Annotated in this window: 23 protein-coding genes; 10 read left to right on the top strand and 13 right to left on the bottom strand. The window is 61.1% G+C overall.

Annotated features, from left to right (window positions below):
* Nucleotides 1-38 precede the first annotated feature (38 nt).
* A complete protein-coding gene (locus AB4O08_RS05515; protein ID WP_010212258.1) occupies nucleotides 39-464 on the top strand; it encodes a low affinity iron permease family protein in 426 nt (141 codons plus the stop codon).
* A 56-nt stretch (nucleotides 465-520) separates the two neighbouring features.
* On the opposite strand, the gene AB4O08_RS05520 is transcribed toward AB4O08_RS05515, so the two are convergent.
* Together AB4O08_RS05520 and AB4O08_RS05525 are read right to left on the bottom strand one after the other, a co-directional pair.
* On the bottom strand, nucleotides 521-1,048 hold the full coding sequence (locus AB4O08_RS05520) for a DUF4142 domain-containing protein (protein WP_005785958.1): 528 nt from the start codon (nucleotides 1,046-1,048) through the stop codon (nucleotides 521-523).
* A 204-nt stretch (nucleotides 1,049-1,252) separates the two neighbouring features.
* On the bottom strand, nucleotides 1,253-2,170 hold the full coding sequence (locus tag AB4O08_RS05525; protein WP_460114748.1) for a LysR substrate-binding domain-containing protein: 918 nt from the start codon (nucleotides 2,168-2,170) through the stop codon (nucleotides 1,253-1,255).
* Between the two features lie 77 nt (nucleotides 2,171-2,247).
* On the opposite strand from AB4O08_RS05525, the gene AB4O08_RS05530 reads away from it, so the two are divergent.
* Nucleotides 2,248-2,736 carry a DMT family transporter gene (locus AB4O08_RS05530; protein ID WP_038842331.1) on the top strand — a complete coding sequence of 163 codons (489 nt, stop codon included), beginning with the start codon at nucleotides 2,248-2,250 and terminating at the stop codon, nucleotides 2,734-2,736.
* On the opposite strand, the gene AB4O08_RS05535 is transcribed toward AB4O08_RS05530, so the two are convergent.
* The 6 genes from AB4O08_RS05535 to yiaY form a co-directional block, all read right to left on the bottom strand.
* Nucleotides 2,737-4,068: an MFS transporter gene (locus AB4O08_RS05535; protein WP_010212262.1), complete on the bottom strand. Its 1,332-nt coding sequence runs from the start codon at nucleotides 4,066-4,068 to the stop codon at nucleotides 2,737-2,739.
* A 59-nt stretch (nucleotides 4,069-4,127) separates the two neighbouring features.
* Nucleotides 4,128-5,069 carry a hydroxymethylglutaryl-CoA lyase gene (locus AB4O08_RS05540; protein WP_021492358.1) on the bottom strand — a complete coding sequence of 314 codons (942 nt, stop codon included), beginning with the start codon at nucleotides 5,067-5,069 and terminating at the stop codon, nucleotides 4,128-4,130.
* Nucleotides 5,066-6,259 (bottom strand): CaiB/BaiF CoA transferase family protein, encoded by a 1,194-nt coding sequence (locus AB4O08_RS05545; protein WP_010212266.1) that lies wholly within the window; start codon nucleotides 6,257-6,259, stop codon nucleotides 5,066-5,068. Before AB4O08_RS05545 ends, AB4O08_RS05540 begins: the two co-directional genes overlap by 4 nt.
* 89 nt (nucleotides 6,260-6,348) lie before the next feature.
* Complete coding sequence (locus AB4O08_RS05550; protein ID WP_010212267.1) at nucleotides 6,349-7,257, bottom strand: LysR family transcriptional regulator; 909 nt, start codon at nucleotides 7,255-7,257, stop codon at nucleotides 6,349-6,351.
* Nucleotides 7,257-7,931, bottom strand: coding sequence for an NAD(P)H-binding protein (locus AB4O08_RS05555; RefSeq protein ID WP_137206110.1), 675 nt, complete (start codon nucleotides 7,929-7,931; stop codon nucleotides 7,257-7,259). The genes AB4O08_RS05550 and AB4O08_RS05555 overlap by 1 nt, the downstream gene beginning before the upstream one ends.
* A 91-nt stretch (nucleotides 7,932-8,022) precedes the next feature.
* The gene (gene yiaY / locus AB4O08_RS05560; protein WP_010212271.1) at nucleotides 8,023-9,171 is read right to left on the bottom strand and encodes an L-threonine dehydrogenase; all 1,149 of its coding nucleotides are present in this window, start codon (nucleotides 9,169-9,171) and stop codon (nucleotides 8,023-8,025) included.
* A gap of 123 nt (nucleotides 9,172-9,294) precedes the next feature.
* Here yiaY and AB4O08_RS05565 point away from each other — a divergent pair, with 123 nt between their 5' ends.
* Nucleotides 9,295-10,311 (top strand): DUF4917 family protein, encoded by a 1,017-nt coding sequence (locus tag AB4O08_RS05565; RefSeq protein ID WP_010212273.1) that lies wholly within the window; start codon nucleotides 9,295-9,297, stop codon nucleotides 10,309-10,311.
* 139 nt (nucleotides 10,312-10,450) lie between these two features.
* Here AB4O08_RS05565 and AB4O08_RS05570 read toward each other — a convergent pair whose 3' ends face one another.
* Nucleotides 10,451-10,978 carry a helix-turn-helix domain-containing protein gene (locus AB4O08_RS05570; protein WP_010212274.1) on the bottom strand — a complete coding sequence of 176 codons (528 nt, stop codon included), beginning with the start codon at nucleotides 10,976-10,978 and terminating at the stop codon, nucleotides 10,451-10,453.
* 105 nt (nucleotides 10,979-11,083) lie between these two features.
* Between AB4O08_RS05570 and AB4O08_RS05575 the strand changes: the two genes are divergently transcribed.
* The 6 genes from AB4O08_RS05575 to AB4O08_RS05600 all read left to right on the top strand — a co-directional run bounded on the left by AB4O08_RS05575 (nucleotide 11,084) and on the right by AB4O08_RS05600 (nucleotide 18,282).
* A complete protein-coding gene (locus AB4O08_RS05575; RefSeq protein WP_010212275.1) occupies nucleotides 11,084-11,866 on the top strand; it encodes an aldolase in 783 nt (260 codons plus the stop codon).
* Between the two features lie 28 nt (nucleotides 11,867-11,894).
* Nucleotides 11,895-12,767 carry a dihydrodipicolinate synthase family protein gene (locus AB4O08_RS05580; protein WP_460114749.1) on the top strand — a complete coding sequence of 291 codons (873 nt, stop codon included), beginning with the start codon at nucleotides 11,895-11,897 and terminating at the stop codon, nucleotides 12,765-12,767.
* A gap of 200 nt (nucleotides 12,768-12,967) precedes the next feature.
* On the top strand, nucleotides 12,968-13,507 hold the full coding sequence (locus AB4O08_RS05585; protein WP_021492365.1) for an RNA polymerase sigma factor: 540 nt from the start codon (nucleotides 12,968-12,970) through the stop codon (nucleotides 13,505-13,507).
* Nucleotides 13,504-14,475 (top strand): FecR family protein, encoded by a 972-nt coding sequence (locus tag AB4O08_RS05590; RefSeq protein WP_010212278.1) that lies wholly within the window; start codon nucleotides 13,504-13,506, stop codon nucleotides 14,473-14,475. Before AB4O08_RS05585 ends, AB4O08_RS05590 begins: the two co-directional genes overlap by 4 nt.
* A 128-nt stretch (nucleotides 14,476-14,603) precedes the next feature.
* Nucleotides 14,604-17,162, top strand: coding sequence for a TonB-dependent receptor (locus tag AB4O08_RS05595; protein ID WP_010212279.1), 2,559 nt, complete (start codon nucleotides 14,604-14,606; stop codon nucleotides 17,160-17,162).
* A gap of 220 nt (nucleotides 17,163-17,382) precedes the next feature.
* Nucleotides 17,383-18,282, top strand: a complete 900-nt coding sequence (locus tag AB4O08_RS05600) for a DMT family transporter (protein WP_042570696.1) — start codon at nucleotides 17,383-17,385, stop codon at nucleotides 18,280-18,282.
* A 13-nt stretch (nucleotides 18,283-18,295) separates the two neighbouring features.
* Here the strand turns inward: AB4O08_RS05600 and AB4O08_RS05605 are convergent, their stop codons facing one another.
* The 4 genes from AB4O08_RS05605 to AB4O08_RS05620 form a co-directional block, all read right to left on the bottom strand.
* Complete coding sequence (locus AB4O08_RS05605) at nucleotides 18,296-19,513, bottom strand: class I SAM-dependent methyltransferase (RefSeq protein ID WP_010212281.1); 1,218 nt, start codon at nucleotides 19,511-19,513, stop codon at nucleotides 18,296-18,298.
* A gap of 130 nt (nucleotides 19,514-19,643) precedes the next feature.
* Nucleotides 19,644-20,261: a TPM domain-containing protein gene (locus AB4O08_RS05610; RefSeq protein WP_010212282.1), complete on the bottom strand. Its 618-nt coding sequence runs from the start codon at nucleotides 20,259-20,261 to the stop codon at nucleotides 19,644-19,646.
* Between the two features lie 28 nt (nucleotides 20,262-20,289).
* Complete coding sequence (locus AB4O08_RS05615) at nucleotides 20,290-21,018, bottom strand: TPM domain-containing protein (RefSeq protein WP_010212285.1); 729 nt, start codon at nucleotides 21,016-21,018, stop codon at nucleotides 20,290-20,292.
* Between the two features lie 18 nt (nucleotides 21,019-21,036).
* Nucleotides 21,037-21,648, bottom strand: coding sequence for a LemA family protein (locus AB4O08_RS05620; protein ID WP_010212287.1), 612 nt, complete (start codon nucleotides 21,646-21,648; stop codon nucleotides 21,037-21,039).
* Between the two features lie 238 nt (nucleotides 21,649-21,886).
* Between AB4O08_RS05620 and bglX the strand changes: the two genes are divergently transcribed.
* The gene (bglX, locus tag AB4O08_RS05625) at nucleotides 21,887-24,178 is read left to right on the top strand and encodes a beta-glucosidase BglX (protein ID WP_010212288.1); all 2,292 of its coding nucleotides are present in this window, start codon (nucleotides 21,887-21,889) and stop codon (nucleotides 24,176-24,178) included.
* Nucleotides 24,179-24,261: the final 83 nt, after the last annotated feature.

Raw genomic sequence — 24,261 nt, forward strand, 5'->3', positions numbered from 1 at the left:
CCATTATTTCATCACCCCCTTACAAAGGAAAAACGGTCATGAAATTCTCCGCAGTCTCTCAATCCCTGTCCCGTTGGGCCGGCAGCCCGCGCACGTTTTACGCGGCAGTGGCGTTGATCCTGGCATGGAGTCTGAGCGGGCCGTATTTCCACTACAACGACACGTGGCAACTGATCATCAATACCTCAACCACCATCATCACGTTCCTGATGGTGTTCCTGATCCAGAACACGCAGAACCGCGACAACGACATCCTGCATATCAAGATCGATGAACTGCTACGTGTGTCCAAGGATGCGCAGAACGCCGTACTCAGCCTGGATGGACTGGATCGCAAGGAACTGGAAAAACTGCGCCAGGAATACCGCAGCATCGGCAACGCGGGCACGGTGAGTCTGAACAGCAGTTGCGGTCATGCTGCCGACGATGCGGCACCGATCAAAACCGATTTGAACCAGGCATGAAAAAACGGCGGTTGGAACAGGTCCAACCGCCGTTTTTTTTACTTCAGGTCATGGCTTCAACCGTCGCCTTGATGACCTTTACCGTAAGTCGATGCCAAGGCGCGAGCCTTTTGCAGACGCTCTTCCAACTTGGGCAGCGTCTCATCCACCAGGGCTTTTATTTCCGGCACATCCGACGCTGCACCTTCCTTCTTGAACAGGGCAATGGCGTCTTCGTTTTCCTTGACCTGTTGCGCCGTATAGGCCGCATCAAAGGAGTCGCCGTCCTTGAGTTCGGGCATCAAGGTTTCGGCTTTGTCGACGATCTTTTCCCGAGGCGCCACCGGCAGGTCAAGCTTCTTCGCGATAGCCGCCAGGTGCTGGTTGGCCAGGGTGCGTTCGTTGATCACCTCGATGGTGTAATCCTTGATCTCCTGGGACGAGGTCTTGGCGTGAGCCATGCGACTGGTTTCGATATCGGCCATCCCTTTGGCCGAAGCCTGCTCGATGAATTCAGCAGGCGACTGGGCGAAGGCATTGCTGGCGCCGAGGCCCAGCAGCATCGCGAAACTGGCGGTGCGTAACCGGATAGCCATGCGGCTCATGATGGGTTCCTCCAGGCTAAAAATAAGGGCGGGGGAACACACCCCGCCCTCAATTCGAATTTTCAGGGCGGCAAAGGTTTAGAAAAAACTCGCCAGTGCGACGAACGGTCATCGTCAAATCCAGCGGGCTTGTTGCCAAAAGAGCCCCGGCAGTGAGAGGTAGGCGAGGTGGGTGAAGCCGCAGCGCAGGGTGTTGTTGTCCTGTCAGCAGTGGCCTTCGGACAATACACCCTGCACCTGCCCAATCAACCACTGCAACCCCGAATCCCCACCCCGCCGTGCATGCCACGCCAGCTCAAATGCAAACGAAGGGATATGAAACGGCGCGGGCACCGCCAGCAAGTGCTGGTGATCAATATTCAGCAGGCCACGGGACGATACGGTAAGGATCAGGTCGGAGCCTTGAATCAGTTGCGGCGCTACACCCCAGTGCGGCAGGCTGATCGCCACATGCCGACGTTCCCGAATCGTTGTCAGTGCCCGCTCGATTTCCGGAGTGCCACTGCCGCGCATTTCCAGCAATACATGGGGGCGTGACAGGTAGGTCGGCAGATCCAGTGTGCCGCTTGCCGGCAGGCTATCGCGGTCCACAAGGCACGTGTAGTGCTCTTCAAACAACGGCGTAGTCCGCAGTTCGGCAGGCATATCGGGAAAAACACCCGCCGCCAAGTCGAGGTCGCCATTGAGCACCCCGTCCACCATGCCCTCACGACTGGCCTGGATGATTTGCAGATCGATACCCGGCGCTTCGCGGCGCAGCGTTCGCACCAGGTCGGGTAGGAAAATCGCCGCACTGTAATCGGACATCGCCACCCGAAACCTGCGCTTGGCCGACGCCGGGTCAAAGCGGTTCGGCGCCAGCAACGCCTGTACCTGGCCGAGCGCTTCTGTCAGCGGCGGGGCCAACTCCAGCGCGCGAGCAGTCGGCACCAGACTGCCACCTTGGCGTACCAGCAGCGGGTCACCCAGCAGGTCACGCAAGCGTGCCAACGCGTGACTGACCGCCGGTTGGCTCAGGTGCAAGCGCTCAGCCGCACGGGTGACGTGTTGCTCGCTGAGCAAGGCGTCGAGGATCACCAGCAGGTTGAGGTCAATGCGGCGCAGGTCATTCATCAGCTGCATGCTCGGCATAAGAAACTGGAATTTAAATTTGCGCGACGAATAGCCTAGAGTCCAGCAAAACCTCTGGGAGATTCGACATGACAACGTTGCATTGGGTGGGTTTATTGGCGCTGGCGGTCATCGCGGGGGCGGTGGTGCCGTTTCAGAGTGCGATAAACGCCAACCTCGGGCGCGGGCTTGGTCACCCGCTGTGGGCCACGCTGGCGTCGTTGCTGGTGAGCATCATCGTGTTGCTGCCGGTGATTCTGGCGCTGCGCCTCCCGCTGCCGAGCCTGGCGTTTATCAGCAAGGCACCGCTGTGGATGTGGGCCGGTGGCGCGTTTGGCGTGTGTTTTATTTCCCTGGCGTTGATGCTGTTGCCCAAGCTTGGCGCCTCGGGGTTTATCGCACTGGCCATGGCCGGGCAGATTCTGGCGTCGCTGGTGCTGGATCACTTCGGTCTGTTCGGCCTGGTGGAACGCCAACTGACAACGCCCCGCGTACTGGGGGCGTTGTTGTTGATCGGCGGCGTGGTGTTGATTCAGTTCAGTGCCACACCTGCCCGGGCGTTGGCAACCGCAGGCTGATCAACCCTTATCGAGGGTGCGCAGTTTCTGCGGCAGGCCCCACAGCAGCAATGCTGCCGCCAACAGCGCACACACGCCAATCACGTACAGAGCGGGTGTGGTACTGCCGGTGAGGTCCTTGATGCGCCCCACCATCACCGGGCTGACAATGCCACCGAATTGCCCGAGGGTGTTGATCACCGCAATACCGCCCGCCGCGCCTGCACCGGCACCGGCCAGCAACTTGGGCGGCAGCGTCCAGAAGGTCGGGATCGAGGCGATGATGCCCGCGCCCAGCATGCCCAGGGCAATGATCAGGAAGGTGGTGTGGTCGGCAAAAATGCCAGCACTGAAGAAGCCCACTGCCCCGAGCACCACCAGGCCGCAGACGAACTTGCGGCGCTCACCCGTAGCATCCGACAGCCGCCCGATCACTACCATGCTGATGGCGCCACACACATAAGGAATCGCCGTGAGCAGGCCGATCATCACCGGGCTCTGGGTGCCCGCGCTGCGGATCAACTGCGGCGCCCAGAAGTTGAGGCCGTAGGATGCCACCTGGATCAGGAAGTAGATGAAGCCGAGCATCAGGAACCCTGGAATACGGATTGCCGACAACAGCGAGCCACCGTGCTGGTTCGGCTCATGCTTGGCGATGCGGCTCGACAGCAGGGTCTTCTCCGCCGCCGTCAACCAGTGGGCGTCTTCGATGCGATCCTTGAGCAGCGTCAGCACCAGAAACCCCAGGCCGATGCATGGCAAGCCGCCGAGCAGGAACAACCAGTGCCAGCCGCGCATCTGCAACACACCGTCGAGGTGTTCCAGCACCAGGCCGGAGAACGGTGCGCCCACCAGGCCCGCAAACGCCGACGCCAGGAACAGCATCGAGGTGATGCGTCCTCGGAAATGCTGCGGGAACCACAGGGTCAGGTAATACAGCACACCCGGCGCGAACCCCGCCTCCATCGCGCCGATCAGAAAGCGCAGCGCATAGAACTGCCACTCGGCCGTGACAAACACCATGGCCGCCGTCGCCAGGCCCCACGACATCATGATCCGTGCAATCCAGCGCCGGGCGCCGACCTTGTACAGCATCATGTTGCTCGGCACTTCAAAGATCACATACCCCACCACGAACAGCCCGGCCCCCAGGCCATAGGCGGTGTCGCTCAGGCTCAGGTCCGCCTGCAGTTGGAACTTGGCAAAGCTGATGTTGATCCGGTCAAAAAACGCGAACAGGTAGCACACCATGATCAGCGGCATCAGGCGCCAGGCGACCTTGCTGACCAGGGCTTTTTCGGCATCGATTTCAGCGGCCGGGCGCGCGCCGGCCTCCAACGTATTAGTGCTCATGGTTTCTCTCCAGCGGGCTGCTCACAGGCGCCCGATTGTTTTTGTTGTCTGGTGCGGCGTTACAGCGTGGCGATGTACGCCGGGGGTGGATGCAGGTCGCAATTGCGTCCGGCCTTGGCTACCTGGCCGGGCAACTCGTGTCCAAGCAAAGCGGGTAGACGGCGGGACATATTCAGCAGGTGCGGCAGGTCGATACCGGTGTGAATCCCGACTTCATCACACAGGTTCACCAGGTCTTCGGTGCAGATATTGCCCGACGCCCCCGGCGCAAACGGGCAGCCACCCAAGCCACCGAGCGCCGCGTCAAAACGACGGGCGCCGGCCTCATAGGCGGCCAGCACATTGCACAGGCCCAGGCCGCGGGTGTTGTGGAAATGCAGGGTCAGATCACTGGCGGACACGCGCTCCAGCACGCGTTTGACCAAGCGTTCCACTTGGCGCGGGTTGGCCATGCCAGTCGTGTCCGCGAGGCTGATGCCCCGGATACCCAGTGCTTGATACGCCTCGACAATCTGCAACACGCGGTCTTCATCGATCTTGCCTTCGAACGGGCAACCGAAGGTGGTAGCGATGCTGGCGTTGAGCCTCACCGGGAAATCGCCGGCAAAACTGACGATGTCACCAAACGCCGCCAACGACGCCTCGCAGCGCATGCGCATATTGGCCAGGTTGTGGGTCTGGCTGGCGGACATCACCAGGTTCAGTTCATCGGCGCAAGACTCAATGGCACGCTGCGCGCCCTTGAGGTTGGGGATCAGCGCCACGTAGATCACACCGGCCTTGCGCTCAATGCCCTTGAACACTTGCTCACCATCGCGCAACGCCGGAATGGCCTTGGGCGAGACGAACGAACCCGCCTCGATCCGCGAAAAACCGGCGAGGGAAAGCTGGTCGATGAGGGCGATCTTGTCGGCCGTCTCGACCCAGGTCGGCTCGATCTGCAGGCCGTCGCGCGGCGACACTTCCTGCACGATCAGCGCGTCGCAGTAGTCGGAAATCATTGCACCACTCCCGCGGTTTTCAGGCGTTGGATATCAGCGCCGGTGAGGCCCAGGCTACCGAGAATATCGTCGGTGTGCTGGCCCAACGTCGGGCCCTGCCAATTCACGCCGCCAGGGGTTTCCGAGAGCTTGGGGACGATGCCGGGCATCTTCACCGACACACCGCCGGGCAGCTCGGCATTGAGCAACATGTCACGCGCCTGGTAGTGCGGGTCGCTGACGATATCGGCTACGGAGTAGATACGCCCGGCCGGTACTTCAGCGGCCTCCAGAGCGCTGAGCACTTGCTCGATGGGCCGGCTGCTGGTCCAGTGCGTGATCGCGGCGTCGAGTAACCCACTCTTGGCGGCCCGACCATCGTTGTGGACGAATTCAGGCGCTTCGGCCAGATCGGCACGGCCAATGGTGGTCATCAACCGCTTGTAGATCGGATCACTGTTGCCGGCGATTACCACGTAGGCACCGTCGGCCGTCAGGTAAGTGTTGGACGGTGCAATGCCCGGCAAGGCGCCGCCGCTGCGTTCGCGCACATGGCCGAGCATGTCGTATTCCGGCACCAGGCTTTCCATCAGGTTGAACACACTTTCGGCCAGCGACACATCGACAATCTGCCCGTCGCCCTGCCCCGTCTTGACCCGCAGCAACGACATCAGTGCGCCAATCACACCGTGCAACGAAGCCAGCGAATCCCCCAGGCTCACGCCCACTCGCGCTGGCGGCGAATCCGGATTGCCGGTGGTGTAGCGAATCCCGCCCATGGCCTCGCCAATCGCACCAAAGCCCGGACGGTCACGATAAGGGCCGGTCTGGCCGTAGCCGGAGATGCGCACCAGGGTCAACTTGGGGTTGAGGGCATGCAACACGTCCCAGCCGAGGCCGAGTTTCTCCAGGCCGCCGGGGCGCAGGTTTTCGATGAGGACGTCGGCGTCGCCGAGCAATTGCTTGATCAGGTCCAGGCCTTCCGGCGACTTGAGGTCCAGCGCCAGCGACTTCTTGTTGCGCGATTGCAGGTACCACCATAGCGAGGTGCCTTCGTGCAGCTTTCGCCATTTGCGAAGCGGATCGCCTTGGCCCATGGCTTCGATCTTGATCACCTCGGCACCAAACTCGGCCATCATCCGGGCGGCGAACGGCGCGGCAATCAAGGTGCCGATCTCGACCACCTTGATACCGCTCAGGGGAGCCGTCATGGGGTGTACCTCTTATTCTTGGAATGTGACGCCAAGACTAGAGGCCAGAGGCCGGAGAAATCCAACCGTCAGTTGGCAAGGAGCGTTCGCTAAACGCGAACACTCAGATAATCGAACAGCAGCCGGCTGACCGGCGACAACTGCGCCTCATCGCGCACTACCAGGATCAGGCTGCGATCCGACCAGTCGTCCGTCAGCGGCACGGCATGCAAACCCAAGGCACGCCCAAACAGTTCGTACGCTTTCTGCGGCAGGATGCCGATGCCCATATTCGCCTGGACCATCCGGCACATCGCATCGAACCCCGGCACATGTATGCGCAGGCGCAGCATCTTGCCCGCCTCGCGTGCGGCGGCGTGGGTGCGCATATTGATCGAGCTGGCAGCGTGCAGGCCCACGTAATCACTGTCCAGGGTGTCGGCAAATGCCAGGTTTTTGCGCGCCGCCAATGGGTGATCCGCCGGCATCAGCACCACCAGTTTGTCGTGGCGATAGGTCACGCTGGGCAGGCCTTTGGTATCGGTGTCACTGGAGCAGATGCCCAGGTCCGCCACGCCATCCAGCACGCCTTGCACCACGCCATTGCTGGGGCGTTCCTCCAGGTCGGTTTTCACTTCGGGATGCCGTTCGGAAAAATCCCGCAGGTCTTCCGGAAGAAACTGAATGATTGCCGACAGGTTGGCCAGCATCCGCACATAACCGCGCACGCCATGGCTGTGCTCGCCCAGCTCCAGGCCCATCTTCTCGACGTTGAACAGCATCTGCCGCGCATGGTGCAACAGCGTTTCGCCGGCCGCCGTCAGGTCCATGCCCTTGGCCCGTCGCACGAACAGACTGACGCCCAGCACCTGCTCAAGCTCCATCAGCCGCTTGCTGGCGGCCGACACGGCGATGGCTTCACGGTTGGCGGCGCGGGTCAGCGTACCTTCCTCAAACACCGCAACGAACAGTTGCAGCGTGATCAAGTCCAGCCGACGCACCAGGCTCTTGTGCAACATCAGCGACGCTCGCTGGCCAGCCGATTGATCTCGGCCTGCTCCACCACCGGCTGCGGCGCACCTTGGCTTGCCGCCTGCAACATCGCCCGGCCCACCGTCTCGGTGCTCACGACCCAACCCGGCTTCAGCCGCCGCACCAACGACAACAACGGCCCAAGCACTGAGTAGAAGGTCTGGTACAACGGCGTCTTTGAACGCACGCCATGCAACGGCTGGATCACCCCCGGCCGAAACAGATACACGGCCTTGAACGGCAGGCGCAGCAACGCGTTCTCGGTCTTGCCCTTGATCCGCGCCCACATCGACTTGCCCGCCTCGGAGCTATCCGTACCGGCGCCGGACACATAGATAAACGTCATCTGCGGATTGAGCCGCGCCAGCGTACTGGCGGCGACCAGGGTGAGGTCATAGGTGAGTTGGGTGTACTGGGTTTCATTCATCCCCGCCGACGAAACGCCGAGGCAGAAGAAACACGCATCAAAGCCTTGCAGCAGATTTTCCAGGGGCTGGAAATCCAGCATGTCGCTGTGCAACACCTGATGCAGCTTACCGTGCTCCTGGGTCAAGGGCGTGCGGGCGACGGCGACGACTTCCTGCACGTCGGCGGCCAACAGGCACTCGCGTAGCACGCCCTGGCCGACCATGCCGGTGGCACCGAATAACAGAACTCTCATAAAGGGACCTCAGCGGCAAGCCGCAAGCATCAAGCTCAAGTTGAATGCATTCGGCTTGTAGCTTAACGCCTGCAGCTTAAGGCTGCCCCTATCAAAACGCGCTGCGGAAGATCTCCTCAATCTGACGTTGATCCGCCCGCCGAGGGTTGGTCAGCCCGCAGGCATCCTTCAGTGCGTTGGTCGCCAGCAATGGAATGTCCTGCAACTTGGCACCCAGCTCGCGCAATCCGGCGGGAATCTCAACGTCATGGGCCAGGCTACGAATCGCGGCGATGGCGGCCTGGGCGCCCTCTTCGTCGCTGAAACCCTTGACGTCGGCGCCCAAAGCGCGGCCTACGTCGCTCAGGCGTTTGGCGCTGACGCTGGCGTTGAAGCTTTGCACGTGGGGCAGCAACACCGCGTTGCACACGCCGTGCGGCAGGTCGTAGAAACCGCCCAACTGGTGCGCCATGGCGTGCACAAAACCCAGGGACGCGTTGTTGAAGGCCATGCCGGCGAGGAATTGCGCATAGGCCATATTCTCCCGCGCGGCTTTGTCGCTGCCATCGCGTACCGCCAGGCGCAGGTTGGCGCTGATCAGTTCGATGGCCTTGATCGCGCAAGCGTCGGTGATCGGATTGGCGGCGGTGGACACGTAGGCTTCGATGGCATGAGTCAGCGCGTCCATGCCGGTGGCGGCGGTGAGGCCCTTGGGCATGCCGACCATCAGGCTTGGGTCGTTGACCGACAGCAGCGGCGTGACGTTGCGGTCGACGATGGCCATTTTCACATGGCGGGTTTCGTCGGTAATGATGCAGAAACGGGTCATCTCGCTGGCGGTGCCGGCGGTGGTGTTGATGGCCACCAGGGGCAGTTGCGGTTTGCTGGACTGGTCGACGCCTTCGTAGTCGCCGATATGCCCGCCGTTGGTCGCGCACAGGGCGATCCCCTTGGCGCAGTCATGGGGTGAGCCGCCGCCCAGGGACACCACGAAATCACAGGCGCTTTCCTGCAACAGGGTCAGGCCTTTTTCGACGTTTTCAACGTTGGGGTTGGGCTTGGCGCCATCGTAGATCACCGAGTCGATGTCCTGCATCGCCAGTTTCTCGGCGATCATGCTCGCAACGCCCGCCTTGGCCAGGCCGGCGTCAGTGACGATCAGCGCCTTGCGAAAACCATAGTTGCGGATGGCGATCATGGCTTCGTCGAGGCAGTCGGTGCCCATGATGTTGACGGCGGGGATGAAGAAGGTGCTGCTCATGGCGAATCCTCAGAGGCTTTATACCTACAGCATCAACCTGCGCCCTCTGCGGCATCTTGATCAGGATCAACGTCGACCCGTGATAAAGTCACCGCTCAGCCGATTTCGAGTAGACCCGCCGCAATGAAGGATTTCCAGGATATTGACGCCCACCTTGAAGACTGGAGCGCAGTGCGCAGCAGCACCGACTTCAGCGGGATTCTGATCGGCAATGGCGCGAGCCGTACGATTTGGGAAGACTTTGCCTACGACTCGCTGTTCGAAAACGCCCGTACAGTCGAAGAAAAACCCCTCAGCCAATCCGAACTCAGCGTGTTCGACGCCCTGCAAACCCGCAGCTTCGAGCAAGCCCTGGGCGCGTTGAAGACCACCAGCCGGGTCAACAAAGCCCTGGCCGTCAGCTCAGCGGCGCCGCGCAATCGTTATTACGCGATCAAGGAAGCCTTGATCAATACCATCCACGCGGTGCATATCCCGTGGCGCCTGGTGCAGCCGTCGACGCTGGCGACGATCAACGATGAGTTGAAGCATTACGCCACCGTGTTCACCAGCAACTACGACTTGCTCAACTATTGGGCGATCCTGCACACACCAGGCATCGACGACCTGTTTCGCAGCGCCGACGCCAGCTTCGACCTGCGCAATACCCGCACCGATACCACGCGCATCCTCTACCTGCACGGCGGCCTGCACCTGGTGCGCAACCTCGATGGCACCGCACGCAAATTGCCGACCACCGACAGCACCTTGCTCAGCAGTTTTGCGATCAACAACACGATCAAGACCCTTGATGATGTGCCGCTGTTCGTCAGTGAGGGCAAGGTGGAAGAGAAGCTCAAGACCATCCGCAGTTCGGATTATTTGTCGTTCTGCTATGAGCAGTTGCTGAGCCACGAAGGGGCGCTGTGCATCTTCGGGCATGAGTTGGGCCCACAGGATAAACACCTGGTGGATGCGATTCGCCAGGCCAACGTGACGACGCTGGCGATCTCGGTGTCGGGGCGCAGTGATGGGTTCATCCGCCAGCAGAAGCGGCGGTATTCGGAATTGTTCGATGGGACTGGCGTGGCACTGAAGTTCTTTGCGGCGCGGACGCATCCATTGGGTCATCCTGCGCTGTCAGTGCCTGTCGAACGCTGATTTTTTGTGCGACTTCGATCCATTGTGGGAGCTGGCTTGCCTGCGATACAGGCACCTCCGTCTGTCAGCTGAATCGAGGTGATGCTATCGCAGGCAAGCCCACTCCCACATTGACCGCGTTCACAAGGCCAGCGCGACGTCAGTCTTCCGCGCTGTGCACCACCACCAGCAATTGCGCCTGCACATCCCCCACCGAACGCAGCCGATGGGGCTTCTGCGCATTGAAGTGCAGCGCATCGCCACGCTCCAGGATCACCCGTTCGTTCATGAAATCCACCTCCACCTGGCCTTCGTGCACAAACAGAAACTCTTCCCCCAGATGCTCCTTGAAGGTCTTGTCGGTGAACTCCGCCGGCGGATAGATGATGAACGGCAGCAGGCTGCGTTCACTGACCTGATGGGCCAGCACCGCATAACCGGGTGACGTGTCAGGCCGTTCATGGCTGCGCACCAGGCTGTAGCTGTCGAGGCTGACGCTGTCTTCGCTGAACAGCTCTTCGACCTTCACGTTCAGCGCCTTGGCCAGCTTCAGCGCGGCGGCAATCGAAGGCGTGTTGAGCCCGCGCTCCACCTTGGACAGGTAACTCTTGGTCATCCCGGACTTTTCAGCCAGGGCTTCCAAAGTAACACCAAGTTTTTTTCTCAATAATTTCAAACGGATAGACATGCGCTGCGATTTATCCATGCAGTAAGCGATGAGCTGTGCTTGCTAATGACACAAAGTGTCATATAGCATCATTAGTGTCATTAGCAGCCACCCAGGACACCCGATATGGCCAAGACATTAGCACTCCCAAAAGACCAACTGGTCAAGCAAGCACTCGTCCAGATGCAAAACACCCTGGCAGATAATACGTGGACTGACCGGCAAAAGCTGGCGCTCACTTGCCGCATCCTGTTCGAGAACGGCCACGACTCTGGCCTCGCCGGGCAGATCACCGCGCGCGGGCCGGAACAGGGCACCTATTACACTCAGCAATTGGGCCTGGGTTTTGATGAGATCACCGCCAGCAACCTGTTGCTGGTAAACGAGGATCTTGAAGTACTGGAAGGCCACGGCATCCCCAACCCCGCCAACCGTTTTCACAGCTGGGTCTACCGTGGGCGGCCGGACGTAAACTGCATCATCCACACTCATCCCACCCATATCGCCGCGCTGTCGATGCTGGAAGTGCCGCTGCAGGTGTCCCATATGGACCTTTGCCCGCTGTACGAAGACTGCGCCTTCCTGGAGGCTTGGCCGGGCGTACCGGTGGGCAATGAAGAAGGCGAAATCATTACCACGGCACTGGGTGACAAACGCGCGATCCTGCTTTCGCACCACGGTCAGTTGTCCACCGGGGCGAGCATTGAGGAGGCCTGCGTGATCGCGCAGTTGATCGAGCGCGCGGCCAAATTGCAGTTGCTGGCGATGTCGGCCGGCACCATCAAGCCGATCCTGCCGGAGCTGGGACGCGAGGCCCACGACTGGATCTCCCGACCCAAGCGCCATGGCGCCGCGTTCAACTACTACGCCCGGCAGAACCTGCGTCAACACGCCGATTGCCTGAACTGAATTGCCCTTTTCCGACCGGAGATTTTCCATGTCCAGCCCTAACATTCACGGCATCATCGGCTACACCATCACCCCGTTCAGCACCGACGGCCAACGCATTGACCTCAACACACTGGGTCACTCCATCGACCGCCTGATCGAGGGGGGTGTGCACGCCATTGCGCCACTGGGCAGCACCGGTGAAGGTGCGTACTTGAGCGACGCCGAGTGGGACGAAGTCAGCGCCTACAGCCTGGCAAAAATCGCCCGTCGCGTGCCGACCATCGTCAGCGTATCCGACCCCACCACCGCCAAAGCCGTACGCCGCGCCCGCTACGCCGAAGCCAATGGCGCCGATGTGGTGATGGTGCTGCCGACGTCTTACTGGAAACTCAGCGAAGCGGAAATCCTCGCCCACTACGCCGCGATCGGCGACAGCATCGGCGTACCGATCATGCTCTACAACAACCCGGCCACCAGTGGCACGGACATGTCGGTGGACCTGATCCTGCGCATCATCAAGCAGGTCCCCAACGTGACCATGGTCAAGGAGAGCACCGGGGATATCCAGCGCATGCACCACCTGCATCGCCAGAGCGACGTGCCGTTCTACAACGGCTGCAACCCCTTGGCGCTGGAAGCCTTCGCGGCGGGCGCCAAGGGTTGGTGCACGGCGGCGCCGAACCTGATCCCAGAGCTCAATCTGGCGTTATATGAGGCGGTATTGGCGAATGACCTGACCCAGGCGCGGGAAGTGTTTTACCGCCAGTTGCCGTTGCTGGACTTCATCCTCAAGGGTGGATTGCCAGCCACAATCAAAGCCGGGCTGCGGTTGACCGGATTGGAAGCCGGTGATCCTCGGTTGCCGGTGTTCCCGCTGGGTGAAGTGGGGATCGAACAACTGAAAACATTACTGCGCTAACCACGACTCCCTGTGGGAGCGGGCTTGCTCGCGAATGCAGTGCGCCAGTCAATGGATAAATCGACTGACACACCGCTTTCGCGAGCAAGCCCGCTCCCACATTTTTTACTGGGTACATCCGTAAAATAGAGACAAATGACAATGGTTCTCGATACCATTCGCGACTTTCTCCAAGTCGTGCTTCGTCAAGAAGGATATCCATGTCTCGTCCCAAGCCCGACCCGCTGTCGGCCGATGCCTTTCGCGGGTTCTATACAGATATTCTGTATTTCCTGCGCAAGCGCACAGACAACGCCAGCGACGCCGCGGACATGACCCAGGATGTCTTCACTCAGTGGCTGGACTACCGCGACCGCGCCAAGGTCGAGCAGCCACGGGCGTTTCTGTTCCAGATGGCGCGCAACCTGCTGCGTGATCACTGGCGCAAACAGAAGGTACGGCACACCGTCCACTCTGATCAGGCCGACATGGACGCCGAGCCTGCCACCGACGAGCAAAACGATCCCATGGCCGCCGTGCAACGCCTGCAACGCCTGGAACAGTTGAAAGAAGTCCTCGCCGAACTCTCGCCCCGCCGGCGAGAAGCCCTTATGCTGCACCGCTTCGAAGGCTTGAGCCAGGCGCAGATCGCCGAGCGCATGGGCATATCGACCAGCATGGTGGAAAAGCACATCGCTTTTGCCCTGCTGCATTGCAAGCGACGCCTTCAACACGAACCCGGCACGGAGCAGCCAGAATGAACCGCCTGAGCGACACCGACTTGCTGGACATCAAGGACAGTGACTCCATCGATGCCCAAGCCGCCAGCTGGTTTGCCCGCAACCGCAATAATGACGTGGGGCGTGCCGACCGCAAGGCCTTTGCCGCCTGGCAAGCCGAGCCCGCCCATGCCCGCGCCTATGCCGAATTCGAGCAACTGTGGTCAGACCTGGCCCAGCTGCAGCAACTGAACAAGCCCACGGCACTGCCCAAACGCAAACCGTCGGTGTGGCGCCCAGCCCTGGCCGTGGCGGCCGCGTTGTTGTGCGCGGTGATGGCCACCCACCTCGGCGCGCCCCGTGAGCTGTATCACACCCAGGTCGCAGCCCACGCCAAAGGCATGCGCACGCTCAACCTGCCCGATGGCAGCAGCGTGTATGTAAATGCCAACACCCGCGTGCGCGTGGATTTCACCGCGCACCAGCGCATCGTGCACCTGGACAAGGGCCAGCTGTACCTCGAAGTGGCCGCCGACAAGGAACGGCCGCTGTTCGTGCAAGCGGGCGAGGCCAATATCCGCGTGGTCGGCACCGGCTTCGATGTGCGGCGCAGCCAACAGCAACTGGTGGTCAGCGTCGCCCATGGCCAGGTCGCGTTCGAGCCTGATGCAAAAATCCCGGTCACCCTGCTGGGCGCCCAGCAACGCGCGATCTTCAGTTACGCCAAGGGCACGGTACAGCAGCAAACGCTCACCGCCGGAGAGGTTGCCGACTGGCGCAGCGGTCACCTGTCGTTTCGCAACCGCGACCTCGCCAGCCTGATCGATGAGCTGAGCCTGTACCGCCCCCAGGCACCGTTGCAGGTCAGCAACGCCGTGGCGCACCTGAAGGTCTCGGGCAATCTGGATGTGAATGATCCCGACGCCCTGCTCAACGCCCTGCCTGCGCTGTTGCCGGTCAAAACCGTGACGTCGGCAGATGGCATCGTACGCATCGAACCGAGCAAATAACCCGACAGAATTCTTATTTGAGAATATTTTGCATTCGCGGGTGTGGATTTTTCCGCCAGCCCCGTCTTCCTCCGGTCTGAGTTCGATACGTACACCTTTTCGGCCATTTGGCCACACCGGGGGATTTCATGTTTCGCGCGCCTTGCCACGCTTCGCACCTGTTCTTTCGACCGACGCTCATCGCTAGCTGCCTGGTATTCAGCCTCAATGCACAGGCCGAGTCGCTCACGCTGCAACTGCCGGCGCAGCCGCTGGCGACATCCTTGAGCCAGGTGGCGCAGCAGGCGAAAATCCAGCTGTTGTTCGATGAAGAACTGCTCAAGAACGTGCAGGCGCCGGCACTCAACGGCAACTTCACGCCGGAAGTGGCGATTCGCACCCTGCTGAAAAACGGTGAGCTCACCTTGATCAAGGTCGGCAGCACCTACGTCGTGCGCCCCGATGAAGGCACCACCACCCAGAGCGGCGTGATCCAATTGGACGCTCTGAGCGTGATCGGCACAGGTACCGAGGTCAATTCCAGCACCGTCGGCCGCTCCACCCTGAGCCAGGAAGACATCGACCGTTACCAGTCCAATAACATCCCCAGCCTGCTGCAGACCCTGCCGGGCGTTAGCCAGGGCGGCTCGCTGAAACCTGGCGGCCAGACCATCAATATTCGCGGGTTCGGTGATGCCGAAGACGTACCTCTGACCGTCGATGGGGCCACCAAGAGCGGCTTTGAGCGCTATCAGCAAGGCACAGTCTTCATCGAGCCCGAGCTGATCAAAAGCATCGAGGTGGAGAAAGGCCCCAACTCCCCCTTCACCGGCAACGGCGGGTTTGGCGGTACGGTCAACATGACCACCAAGGATGCCCCCGACCTGCTCAAGGACGGTCGCAACAGTGGCGCGATGCTCAAATACGGTTACTCCAGCAACGACCATGAGCAGGTCTACAGCAGCGCCGTGTTCGGACGTACCGACGATGGTCGTTTCGACGCATTGGCCTACCTGACCCAACGCGACGGCGACGACATGAAGGTCGCCGCCAAACTGCCCAACGAAAACAATCAGTACCCAATCAACCCTCAGCGCCTGCCGAACTCCGCCCAGAATGTCGACGGCAAGCTGTTCAAGGTCAACGCCCACTTCACCGAAGAGCACGCCGTTGGCTTGTCCTACTCGCGGTCACACAGCAACCGCTGGACGCCGTTCTCAGCGGCCAGCTACCCGACGCCGCCCACCCAGGCCAACATTGACCGCTATGGCTACGAAGCAGCGCTGAAGCGTTTTCTGGCCCATCGCGACACGGTCGACACCACTTGGTCGGGCAAATACGAATACACACCCGTGGATAACCCGCTGGTGGACCTGACCGTCAAATACTCCCAGTCCAACACCGACCAGACCGACGAACGCGACGCCACGGCATTTTTTCAACTGGCCACCGGCGGGCGCAAAATGGACACCGCCTACACCGACAAAAACCTCGACGTGCGCAACGTCAGCTTGTTTGACACCGGCCCGTTGCAACATGCCGTCACCGTGGGCGGGCAGATCCGCAAGCACATCCGCGAGACCGAGATGTGGATGCCGGGTACCACCTACAACACCCCGCGTTACAACTACGGGCATTTCCAGCCGGGCTTCATGCCCCACGGCAAAGTCGATACCAACAGTTTCTTCGTGCAGGATGCGGTGACCCTGGGCGACGTCACCATCACGCCATCGATGCGCTACGACCACGTCCGCAACCGCGGCGAAGCCAACGATGCGCCGTACTACAGCAACCCCGATCCGTCCATTGGCCACGACTACAGCGACCGCACCTACACCGGCTGGTCGCCGCGCCTGGCAGTGTTCTGGACCGTCAACCCGAACCTCGGGCTGTTCGCCAACTGGAGCAAGACCTGGCGCGCGCCAGTGATCGACGAACAGTACGAAGTCCAAGGCCTGGGCAGCCGCACCGCCACCAGTGTCGACCTCGACCCGGAACGCATCACCTCGATCAGCGTGGGCAGCGTCAGCAGCTTCGACAACCTGATCGCCCACGACGACAACCTGCAACTGCGCACCACCTTCTTCCACAACAAAGTCGAAGACGAAATCTTCAAGGCTACAGGCGTCGGCTGCCAGAACCAGGCCATTAACGGCGGCAGCATCTCCACGGCTTGCCCGCCGGGCGCCCTGTCCAACTATCGCAACATCGGTGGCCTGACCATCAAGGGCTTCGAGCTCGAATCTTTCTACAATTCCACCTACCTGTTTGGCTCGGTGTCGTTCGCCTATGCCAAGGGTGATCATGAAGGCGCCTACACCAACCCCTGGGGTCCGGATGTGGCGGCACGGGATATCCCGCCGACCAAATGGGTACTGGTGCTTGGCACCCATATTCCCGCCTGGGATGCCCAGGTCGGCTGGACCGGCCAGTTCATCGGCGCGACCTCCCGTTTGCCCAGCGACAACTATTCCGGCGGCCCGGGCAGCGGCGTGGGCGACCTGTTCTACGACCAGTACGGCAACAAGCGCTACAACACTCAGGGCCTGTTCGCCAAATGGAAACCACAACAGGCCTACCTGAAAGGCACTGAGGTGAACTTCACCGTGGACAACGTGTTCAACAACAACTTCCGCCCGGCCCTGAGTGGCGACCGCGCCTACACCAAAGGCCGCGACGCGAAGATCAGCGTCACGCGCTTCTTCTAAAACGGGCACGGCCGTTGTGGGAGCCGGGCGTGCCCGCGAGGGAGGCGACGCGTTTTTTGCGTAAAACTGCGGTGCGCCCATCGCAGCCTCGCGAACGCTCGACAGCTCCCACCCGACAGCAACTGTACGGATAAATCCGCACGCAGCTGTAGACCCTTGATCGGTGAGGGATGTGGCTAGATGGGCTTCCCTTGAAGCCCTCTAGATTCGGTTCTTCTCCATGAGCTCGCGCGAAAACACCGGCATGGCCCTCGGCCTGCTGGGCGTCATCATCTTCAGCCTGACCCTGCCCTTCACCCGCATCGTGGTGCAGGAAATCCATCCGTTACTCAACGGCCTGGGCCGTGCGTTGTTCGCGGCGATCCCGGCGGCGGCGCTGTTGCTGTGGCGTCGCGAACGCTGGCCGACCTGGCGTCAGGTGCGTGGGCTGTGCCTGGTGATCGCGGGCGTGATCCTGGGTTTCCCGGTGCTGTCAGCCTGGGCCATGCAGACCTTGCCGGCATCCCATGGCGCACTGGTCAACGGCCTGCAACCGCTGTGCGTGGCGCTGTACGCGGCGTGGCTGTCCCATGAACGACCGTCGAAAGCCTTTTGGGCCTGTGCGGCACTGGGCAGTGGGTTGGTATTGAGTTATGCGTTGATCACCGGCGCCGGCAGTATCCAGGCGGGTGATTTGCTGATGCTGGGCGCGATTGCCGTGGGTGGCCTGGGTTACGCAGAAGGCGGCCGACTGGCCAAGGAAATGGGCGGCTGGCAGGTGATCTGCTGGGCGCTGGTGCTGTCGACGCCCGTGCTGATCGGGCCGGTGTGGTACCTGGCGGCGCAGCATCAAGGCGCGATTTCCATGCGCGCCTGGTGGGCATTCGGCTACGTGTCGCTGTTTTCGCAATTCCTCGGGTTCTTCGCCTGGTACGCCGGGTTGGCCATGGGCGGGATTGCGCGAGTCAGCCAGATCCAGCTGTTGCAGATCTTCTTCACCATCGCGTTTTCGGCGCTGTTCTTTGGTGAACACATCGAGCCGATTACCTGGCTGTTTGCGTGTGGGGTGATCGTGACGGTGATGCTGGGGCGCAAGACGGCGGTGCAGCCTGCGCCAGCCCCCAAGGCTGCCACTCTTTAAATCGCATCGTGCTTCAGGCCAGGTAGCCATCCGCGCGCAGCAGGGTTTCCAGGCAGTGTTCGGTGATGTGGTAGAAGGCCTTCAGCTCCTGGATCTTCTCCAGCAACTGCGCGTTGTCCACAGGCTCGGCGCGTTTGACCGCAAGAATCATCTTGTTCTTGTTGGTGTGCTCCAGTGAGATGAACTCGAACACCTTGGTCTCATAACCACAGGCTTCGAGGAACAACGCACGCAAGCTGTCGGTGACCATTTCCGCCTGCTGGCCCAGATGCAGGCCGTATTGCAGCATCGGCTTGAGCAGCGCCGGGCTCTGGATCTGCAGGCGGATCTGCTTGTGGCAGCACGGCGAGCACATGATGATCGACGCGCCGGAACGGATGCCGGTGTGGATCGCGTAGTCCGTGGCAATGTCGCAGGCATGCAGGGCGATCATCACGTCCAGCTCGCTGGGCGCCACGCTGCGCACATCACCGCATTTGAACACCAGCCCCGGATGCTCCAGGCGGGCGGCGGCGGTGTTGCAGAGGGTCACCATGTCTTCGCGCAGCTCGACGCCGGTCACTTCGCCTTCGGCCTTGAGGGTGTTGCGCAGGTAGTCGTGAATGGCAAAGGTCAGGTAGCCCTTGCCCGAGCCGAAGTCGGCGACGCGCACCGGCTGGTCCAGCTTCAAGGGTGACGAGGTGAGCGCATGGCTGAACACTTCGATGAACTTGTTGATCTGCTTCCACTTGCGCGACATCGACGGGATCAGCGCCTGCTTGGCGTCGGTCACGCCCAGGTCGGCGAGAAAGGGTCGGCTCAGATCGAGGAATCGATTCTTCTCACGGTTATGTTCAGCCGACGGCGCTTCACGCAGTTGCTGCGGCTTGCTTTTGAACAGTGAGCTTTTGTTCTTTTTGCTGTATTCCAACTGGGCTTCGTCAGTCAGCGACAGCAGGTGCGCATTCTTGAACGAGGTTGGCAGCAACTCGGCAATCGCCGCCACACCTTCCGCCAGCAGGAAGTTCTTGGTGATGTCGCGGGTCTTGTAGCGGTAGACGAAGGACAGGCACGCCTGTTCCTTGACCGTGACCGGCTTGATGATCAGCCGCTGCAACTCGGCTTCCTCACCGACGTACTTGGCCAGCACCAGCTTGATAAAGGCGTTCTGCGCGAGGCTTGCGCTGAGCAGTTCGACGAACTGGGCATGATGATCCGGCGCAGGACGGGCAGGTTGAGCGGTGACAGACATGAACTAAAACGCCTCGGGCAGGGAATGCCGGGCATTTTAGGGGGGATAGCGGTTCAGGGCACGGGGTTATTTGACTAACGGTCAGTGTATTGCCGACACAAAACCCACATTTAGAACTGCACTGTCTGGATTACTCGAGTACGACCAATCGATTCGGCAGTTCGTTACGCGTCTGCGTCACCGGCACATGCACCTTCAACAACTCGCCACAGGCCTCGATGCAACTGATAAACCCAGCCAGTGTCTGCCCCTGTTTCACCTGCTGGGTAAACGCCTTGACGATCACATCCCAGCTGCTGTCATCCAGGCGTTTGGAAATGCCGTCATCCACCAGGATCTCCACGTACCGCTCTGCCTCGCTGACAAAGATCAGCACGCCGGTGCTGCCCAGCGTGTGGTGCAGGTTCTGCTCCAGGAACTGCCGCCGCGCCAGGTTGGACGCACGCCAGTGGCGCACCGAACGGGGGATCAACCGCGTGGTGACCTTGGGCAGGCGGAACACCAGGCACAACACGATGAATGTCGCCCATTGCGCCAGCAACAAGGTGTACATGGTCAGGTAACCCGACAGGTAATGCACCACACCGGGCACCACCAACGCGATCAGGCTGGCCCACAACAGTGGGATGTAGGCGTAGTCGTCGGCGCGGGCGGCCAACACGGTCACCAGTTCCGCGTCGGTGGTTTTCTCGACGCGGGCGATCGCTTCCGCGACTTGGCGCTGCTCGTGTTCAGTCAGTAATGCCATGGTTGTCGTTGCTCTCTCATTATTATCATCACCAGCCGCCTGAAGCCCCGCCGCCGCCGAAGCCGCCACCGCCGCCCCGGAAACCACCACCGCCGCCCCCGCCACCACCGCCACGGCCGCTGCTGCTGAGAATCGCCAGCAAGATAGCGCCCACCGGCAGCCCCATGCGATTGCACAGCCACAAAACGCCGATCAGCAGGATAAACAGGCCAATGGAAAACCCGGGATTATCCTTGGCAAAGTTGGCATCCGCCACATGCGCCGGCACGGCCAGCGGCTCGCCGCCCACCACCTGCACCATCGCCGAAACGCCGTCGCTGATGCCCTGGCTGTAATTACCGGCCTTGAACTTAGGCGCGATCACTTGGTTGATGATCACCCAGGACTGCGCATCGGTCAGCGTGCCTTCGAGGCCATAGCCGACTTCGATGCGCAATTTGCGCTCATCCCGGGCGACGATCAACAGCGCGCCGTTGTCCTTGCCCTTCTGGCCGATGCCCCATTGGCGGCCGAGTTGATAACCGTAATCCTCAATGGGCACGCCCTGCAGGTCTGGCACCGTGACCACCACGATCTGGTCGCCACGGGTTTGCTCCAGTGCCTGCAATTGCTGGGTAATCTGCTCGCGCACCGCCGGGTCGATCATCTGGGCGGTGTCCACCACCCGCCCGCTCAACGCCGGGAAGCTCAGCGCCGCCTGGGCCACGCCCACGCAGGCCAACAACCACAGCGCCAGGCCTATCCGTAATAAACGCATCGACACCTCAGTGCAGCCTTATTTGAACTTCACTTGCGGCGCTTTATCGGCATCGGCGCTGGTGGCTTCAAACGTGGCGCGGATCGGCAAGTCGCTGTACATCACGCTGTGCCACAGGCGGCCCGGGAAGGTGCGGATCTCGGTGTTGTAGGCCTGCACTGCCTGGATAAAGTCGCGGCGGGCCACGGCGATACGGTTTTCAGTGCCTTCAAGCTGGGATTGCAGGGCCAGGAAGTTCTGGTTGGCCTTCAGGTCCGGGTACCGCTCGGACACCACCATCAAGCGGCTGAGTGCACCGCTCAAGCCGTCCTGGGCCTGTTGGAACTGCTTGAGTTTTTCCGGATTGTCGAGGGTGCTCGCATCCACTTGGATCGAGGTGGCCTTGGCCCGTGCTTCAATCACGGCGGTGAGGGTGTCCTGCTCATGGGCAGCGTAGCCCTTGACCACTTCCACCAGGTTGGGGATCAGGTCGGCGCGGCGTTGGTATTGGTTTTGCACCTGACCCCAGGCGGCTTTGGCCTGTTCGTCCAGGGTCGGGATGTTATTGATGCCACAACCGCTCAGCACTGTGCTGATCAATAGCAGCGCCGCGGCTTTCAAGCCCCAGCGGTAACCTTGTGCTGCTTGCATGGTGTTTCTCCTGCCCAATCTTGATGGAATGTTACGACTAACCCTATACACCGCGCGCTTGGGGCATAATCCGCCACCACTGGAATGCATCGAACCAATCAGCTACAAAGATGCCCAGCGCGAACAAGAGTTCAGAGTGTGCTGCATTTATCTGAACAACACCCGAACAACAATAGACGCTCCCCACATTTTGGCCGATCAGCGTAATTGCTGTGCAGTGAGCCGAAAAAGGATATTCATGAAGAAGCTGTGTTTGCTCGGCCTCGTTGCCACTCTGGCCACCCATCCCGTCTGGGCAGAAACAAAGCCTGCTGCGCTTAAAGACAAGGACGCCTTCGTCAGCGACCTGCTCAAGCAGATGACCCTGGATGAAAAGATCGGCCAATTGCGCCTGATCAGCATCGGCCCCGAGATGCCCCGTGAGCTGATCCGCAAGGAAATCGCCGCCGGTCGCATCGGCGGCACGTTCAACTCCATCACCCGCCCGGAAAACCGTCCGATGCAGGACGCGGCCATGCGCAGCCGCCTGAAGATCCCGATGTTCTTCGCCTACGACGTGATCCACGGCCACCGCACAATTTTCCCGATCAGCCTGGCGCTTGCCTCCAGCTGGGACATGGACGCCATCGGCCGCTCCGGGCGGATCGCCGCCCAGGAAGCCGCCGCCGACAGCCTCGACATCACCTTCGCACCGATGGTCGACATCTCCCGCGACCCACGCTGGGGTCGTACGTCCGAGGGCTTCGGTGAAGACACCTACCTGGTCTCGCGCATTGCCGAAGTGATGGTCAAGGCGTTCCAGGGCGTGAGCCCCGCGAATGCCGACAGCATCATGGCCAGCGTCAAGCACTTCGCCCTGTACGGCGCGGTGGAAGGCGGCCGCGATTACAACGTGGTCGACATGAGCCCGGTCAAGATGTACCAGGACTACCTGCCGCCGTACCACGCGGCGATCAAGGCCGGTTCCGGCGGCGTGATGGTGGCGCTGAACTCGATCAACGGCGTACCCGCCACCGCCAACACCTGGCTGATGAACGACCTGCTGCGCAAGGACTGGGGCTTCAAGGGCCTGGCCGTGAGCGACCATGGCGCGATCTTCGAACTGATCAAGCACGGCGTGGCCAAGGATGGGCGCGAAGCCGCCAAGCTGGCAATCAAGGCCGGCATCGACATGAGCATGAACGACTCGCTGTACGGCAAGGAATTGCCGGGGCTGCTCAAGTCCGGCGAGATCGAACAGAGCGACATTGATAACGCCGTTCGCGAAGTGCTCGGCGCCAAGTACGACATGGGCCTGTTCAAGGACCCCTACCTGCGTATCGGCAAAGCCGAGGACGACCCGGCCGACACCTACGCCGAAAGCCGCCTGCACCGCGCAGAAGCCCGCGACATCGCGCGCCGCAGCCTGGTGCTGCTGAAAAACCAGAACAACACCCTGCCACTGAAAAAATCCGCGACCATCGCCCTGGTCGGCCCGCTGGCCAAGGCGCCGATCGACATGATGGGCAGTTGGGCCGCTGCCGGCAAACCGGAACAATCGGTCACCCTGCTCGACGGCCTCAACGCGGTGATTGGCGAAAAAGGCAAGATCATCTATGCCCGTGGCGCCAACATCACCCAGGATAAGGCCGTGGTCGACTACCTGAACTTCCTCAACTTCGATGCCCCTGAAGTGGTGGATGACACCCGCCCTGCCCAGGTGATGATCGACGAAGCGGTCAAGGCCGCCAAGGAGGCCGATGTGGTGGTCGCCGCCGTGGGTGAGTCCCGTGGCATGTCCCACGAATCCTCGAGCCGCACCGACCTGAACATCCCGCAGAGCCAGCGCGACCTGATCAAGGCCCTGAAGGCTACCGGCAAGCCGCTGGTGTTGGTGCTGATGAACGGCCGTCCACTGTCGATCCTCGAAGAGAACCAACAGGCCGACGCGATCCTGGAAACCTGGTTCGCCGGCACCGAAGGCGGCAACGCGATTGCCGACGTGCTGTTTGGTGACTACAACCCGTCAGGCAAGCTGCCGATCACCTTCCCACGCTCGGTGGGGCAGATTCCCACCTACTACAACCACCTGACCATCGGCCGGCCGTTCACCCCAGGCAAGCCGGGCAACTACACCTCGCAGTACTTCGATGACACCACCGGGCCGCTGTTCCCGTTCGGATATGGCTTGAGCTACACCACGTTCAGCCTGTCGGACATGGCGCTGTCGTCCACCACGCTGAACAAGACCGGCAAGCTCGATGCCAGTGTCACCGTGAAAAACACCGGCAAGGTGGATGGGGAAACCGTCGTCCAGCTGTACATCCAAGACGTGGCCGGCTCGATGATCCGCCCGATCAAGGAGCTGAAGAACTTCCAGAAGGTCATGCTCAAGGCGGGTGAAGAGCGCACGCTGCACTTCACCATCACCGAGGAGGACTTGAAGTTCTACAATACCCAGCTCAAATTCGCGGCAGAGCCGGGTGAGTTCAATGTGCAGATCGGGTTGGATTCCCAGGATGTGCAGCAGCAGACCTTCGAACTGCTCTAACGCCTGACGCGGTCAGAACATGTGGGAGCGGGCGTGCTCGCGAATGCGGTGGATCAGTCGCTGATTTTAGTAACTGACACGCA

It is taken from the genome of Pseudomonas sp. H3_E07 (assembly GCF_054668895.1).

Excerpts from the sequence above, each read along its gene's own strand:
- AB4O08_RS05565 (WP_010212273.1), top strand. The coding sequence starts at position 9,295 with ATGAAGGATTTCCAGGATATTGACGCCCACCTTGAAGACTGGAGCGCA.
- AB4O08_RS05605 (WP_010212281.1), bottom strand. The coding sequence starts at position 19,513 with ATGTCTGTCACCGCTCAACCTGCCCGTCCTGCGCCGGATCATCATGCC.
- AB4O08_RS05545 (WP_010212266.1), bottom strand. The coding sequence starts at position 6,259 with ATGACGGCTCCCCTGAGCGGTATCAAGGTGGTCGAGATCGGCACCTTG.
- AB4O08_RS05590 (WP_010212278.1), top strand. The coding sequence starts at position 13,504 with ATGAACCGCCTGAGCGACACCGACTTGCTGGACATCAAGGACAGTGAC.
- AB4O08_RS05570 (WP_010212274.1), bottom strand. The coding sequence starts at position 10,978 with ATGTCTATCCGTTTGAAATTATTGAGAAAAAAACTTGGTGTTACTTTG.
- AB4O08_RS05595 (WP_010212279.1), top strand. The coding sequence starts at position 14,604 with ATGTTTCGCGCGCCTTGCCACGCTTCGCACCTGTTCTTTCGACCGACG.
- AB4O08_RS05515 (WP_010212258.1), top strand. The coding sequence starts at position 39 with ATGAAATTCTCCGCAGTCTCTCAATCCCTGTCCCGTTGGGCCGGCAGC.
- AB4O08_RS05580 (WP_460114749.1), top strand. The coding sequence starts at position 11,895 with ATGTCCAGCCCTAACATTCACGGCATCATCGGCTACACCATCACCCCG.
- AB4O08_RS05550 (WP_010212267.1), bottom strand. The coding sequence starts at position 7,257 with ATGTTGCACAAGAGCCTGGTGCGTCGGCTGGACTTGATCACGCTGCAA.
- AB4O08_RS05525 (WP_460114748.1), bottom strand. The coding sequence starts at position 2,170 with ATGCAGCTGATGAATGACCTGCGCCGCATTGACCTCAACCTGCTGGTG.
- AB4O08_RS05555 (WP_137206110.1), bottom strand. The coding sequence starts at position 7,931 with ATGAGAGTTCTGTTATTCGGTGCCACCGGCATGGTCGGCCAGGGCGTG.
- AB4O08_RS05540 (WP_021492358.1), bottom strand. The coding sequence starts at position 5,069 with ATGATTTCCGACTACTGCGACGCGCTGATCGTGCAGGAAGTGTCGCCG.
- AB4O08_RS05610 (WP_010212282.1), bottom strand. The coding sequence starts at position 20,261 with ATGGCATTACTGACTGAACACGAGCAGCGCCAAGTCGCGGAAGCGATC.
- AB4O08_RS05620 (WP_010212287.1), bottom strand. The coding sequence starts at position 21,648 with ATGCAAGCAGCACAAGGTTACCGCTGGGGCTTGAAAGCCGCGGCGCTG.
- bglX (WP_010212288.1), top strand. The coding sequence starts at position 21,887 with ATGAAGAAGCTGTGTTTGCTCGGCCTCGTTGCCACTCTGGCCACCCAT.
- AB4O08_RS05600 (WP_042570696.1), top strand. The coding sequence starts at position 17,383 with ATGAGCTCGCGCGAAAACACCGGCATGGCCCTCGGCCTGCTGGGCGTC.
- AB4O08_RS05535 (WP_010212262.1), bottom strand. The coding sequence starts at position 4,068 with ATGAGCACTAATACGTTGGAGGCCGGCGCGCGCCCGGCCGCTGAAATC.
- AB4O08_RS05520 (WP_005785958.1), bottom strand. The coding sequence starts at position 1,048 with ATGAGCCGCATGGCTATCCGGTTACGCACCGCCAGTTTCGCGATGCTG.
- AB4O08_RS05585 (WP_021492365.1), top strand. The coding sequence starts at position 12,968 with ATGTCTCGTCCCAAGCCCGACCCGCTGTCGGCCGATGCCTTTCGCGGG.
- AB4O08_RS05615 (WP_010212285.1), bottom strand. The coding sequence starts at position 21,018 with ATGCGTTTATTACGGATAGGCCTGGCGCTGTGGTTGTTGGCCTGCGTG.
- AB4O08_RS05575 (WP_010212275.1), top strand. The coding sequence starts at position 11,084 with ATGGCCAAGACATTAGCACTCCCAAAAGACCAACTGGTCAAGCAAGCA.
- AB4O08_RS05530 (WP_038842331.1), top strand. The coding sequence starts at position 2,248 with ATGACAACGTTGCATTGGGTGGGTTTATTGGCGCTGGCGGTCATCGCG.
- yiaY (WP_010212271.1), bottom strand. The coding sequence starts at position 9,171 with ATGAGCAGCACCTTCTTCATCCCCGCCGTCAACATCATGGGCACCGAC.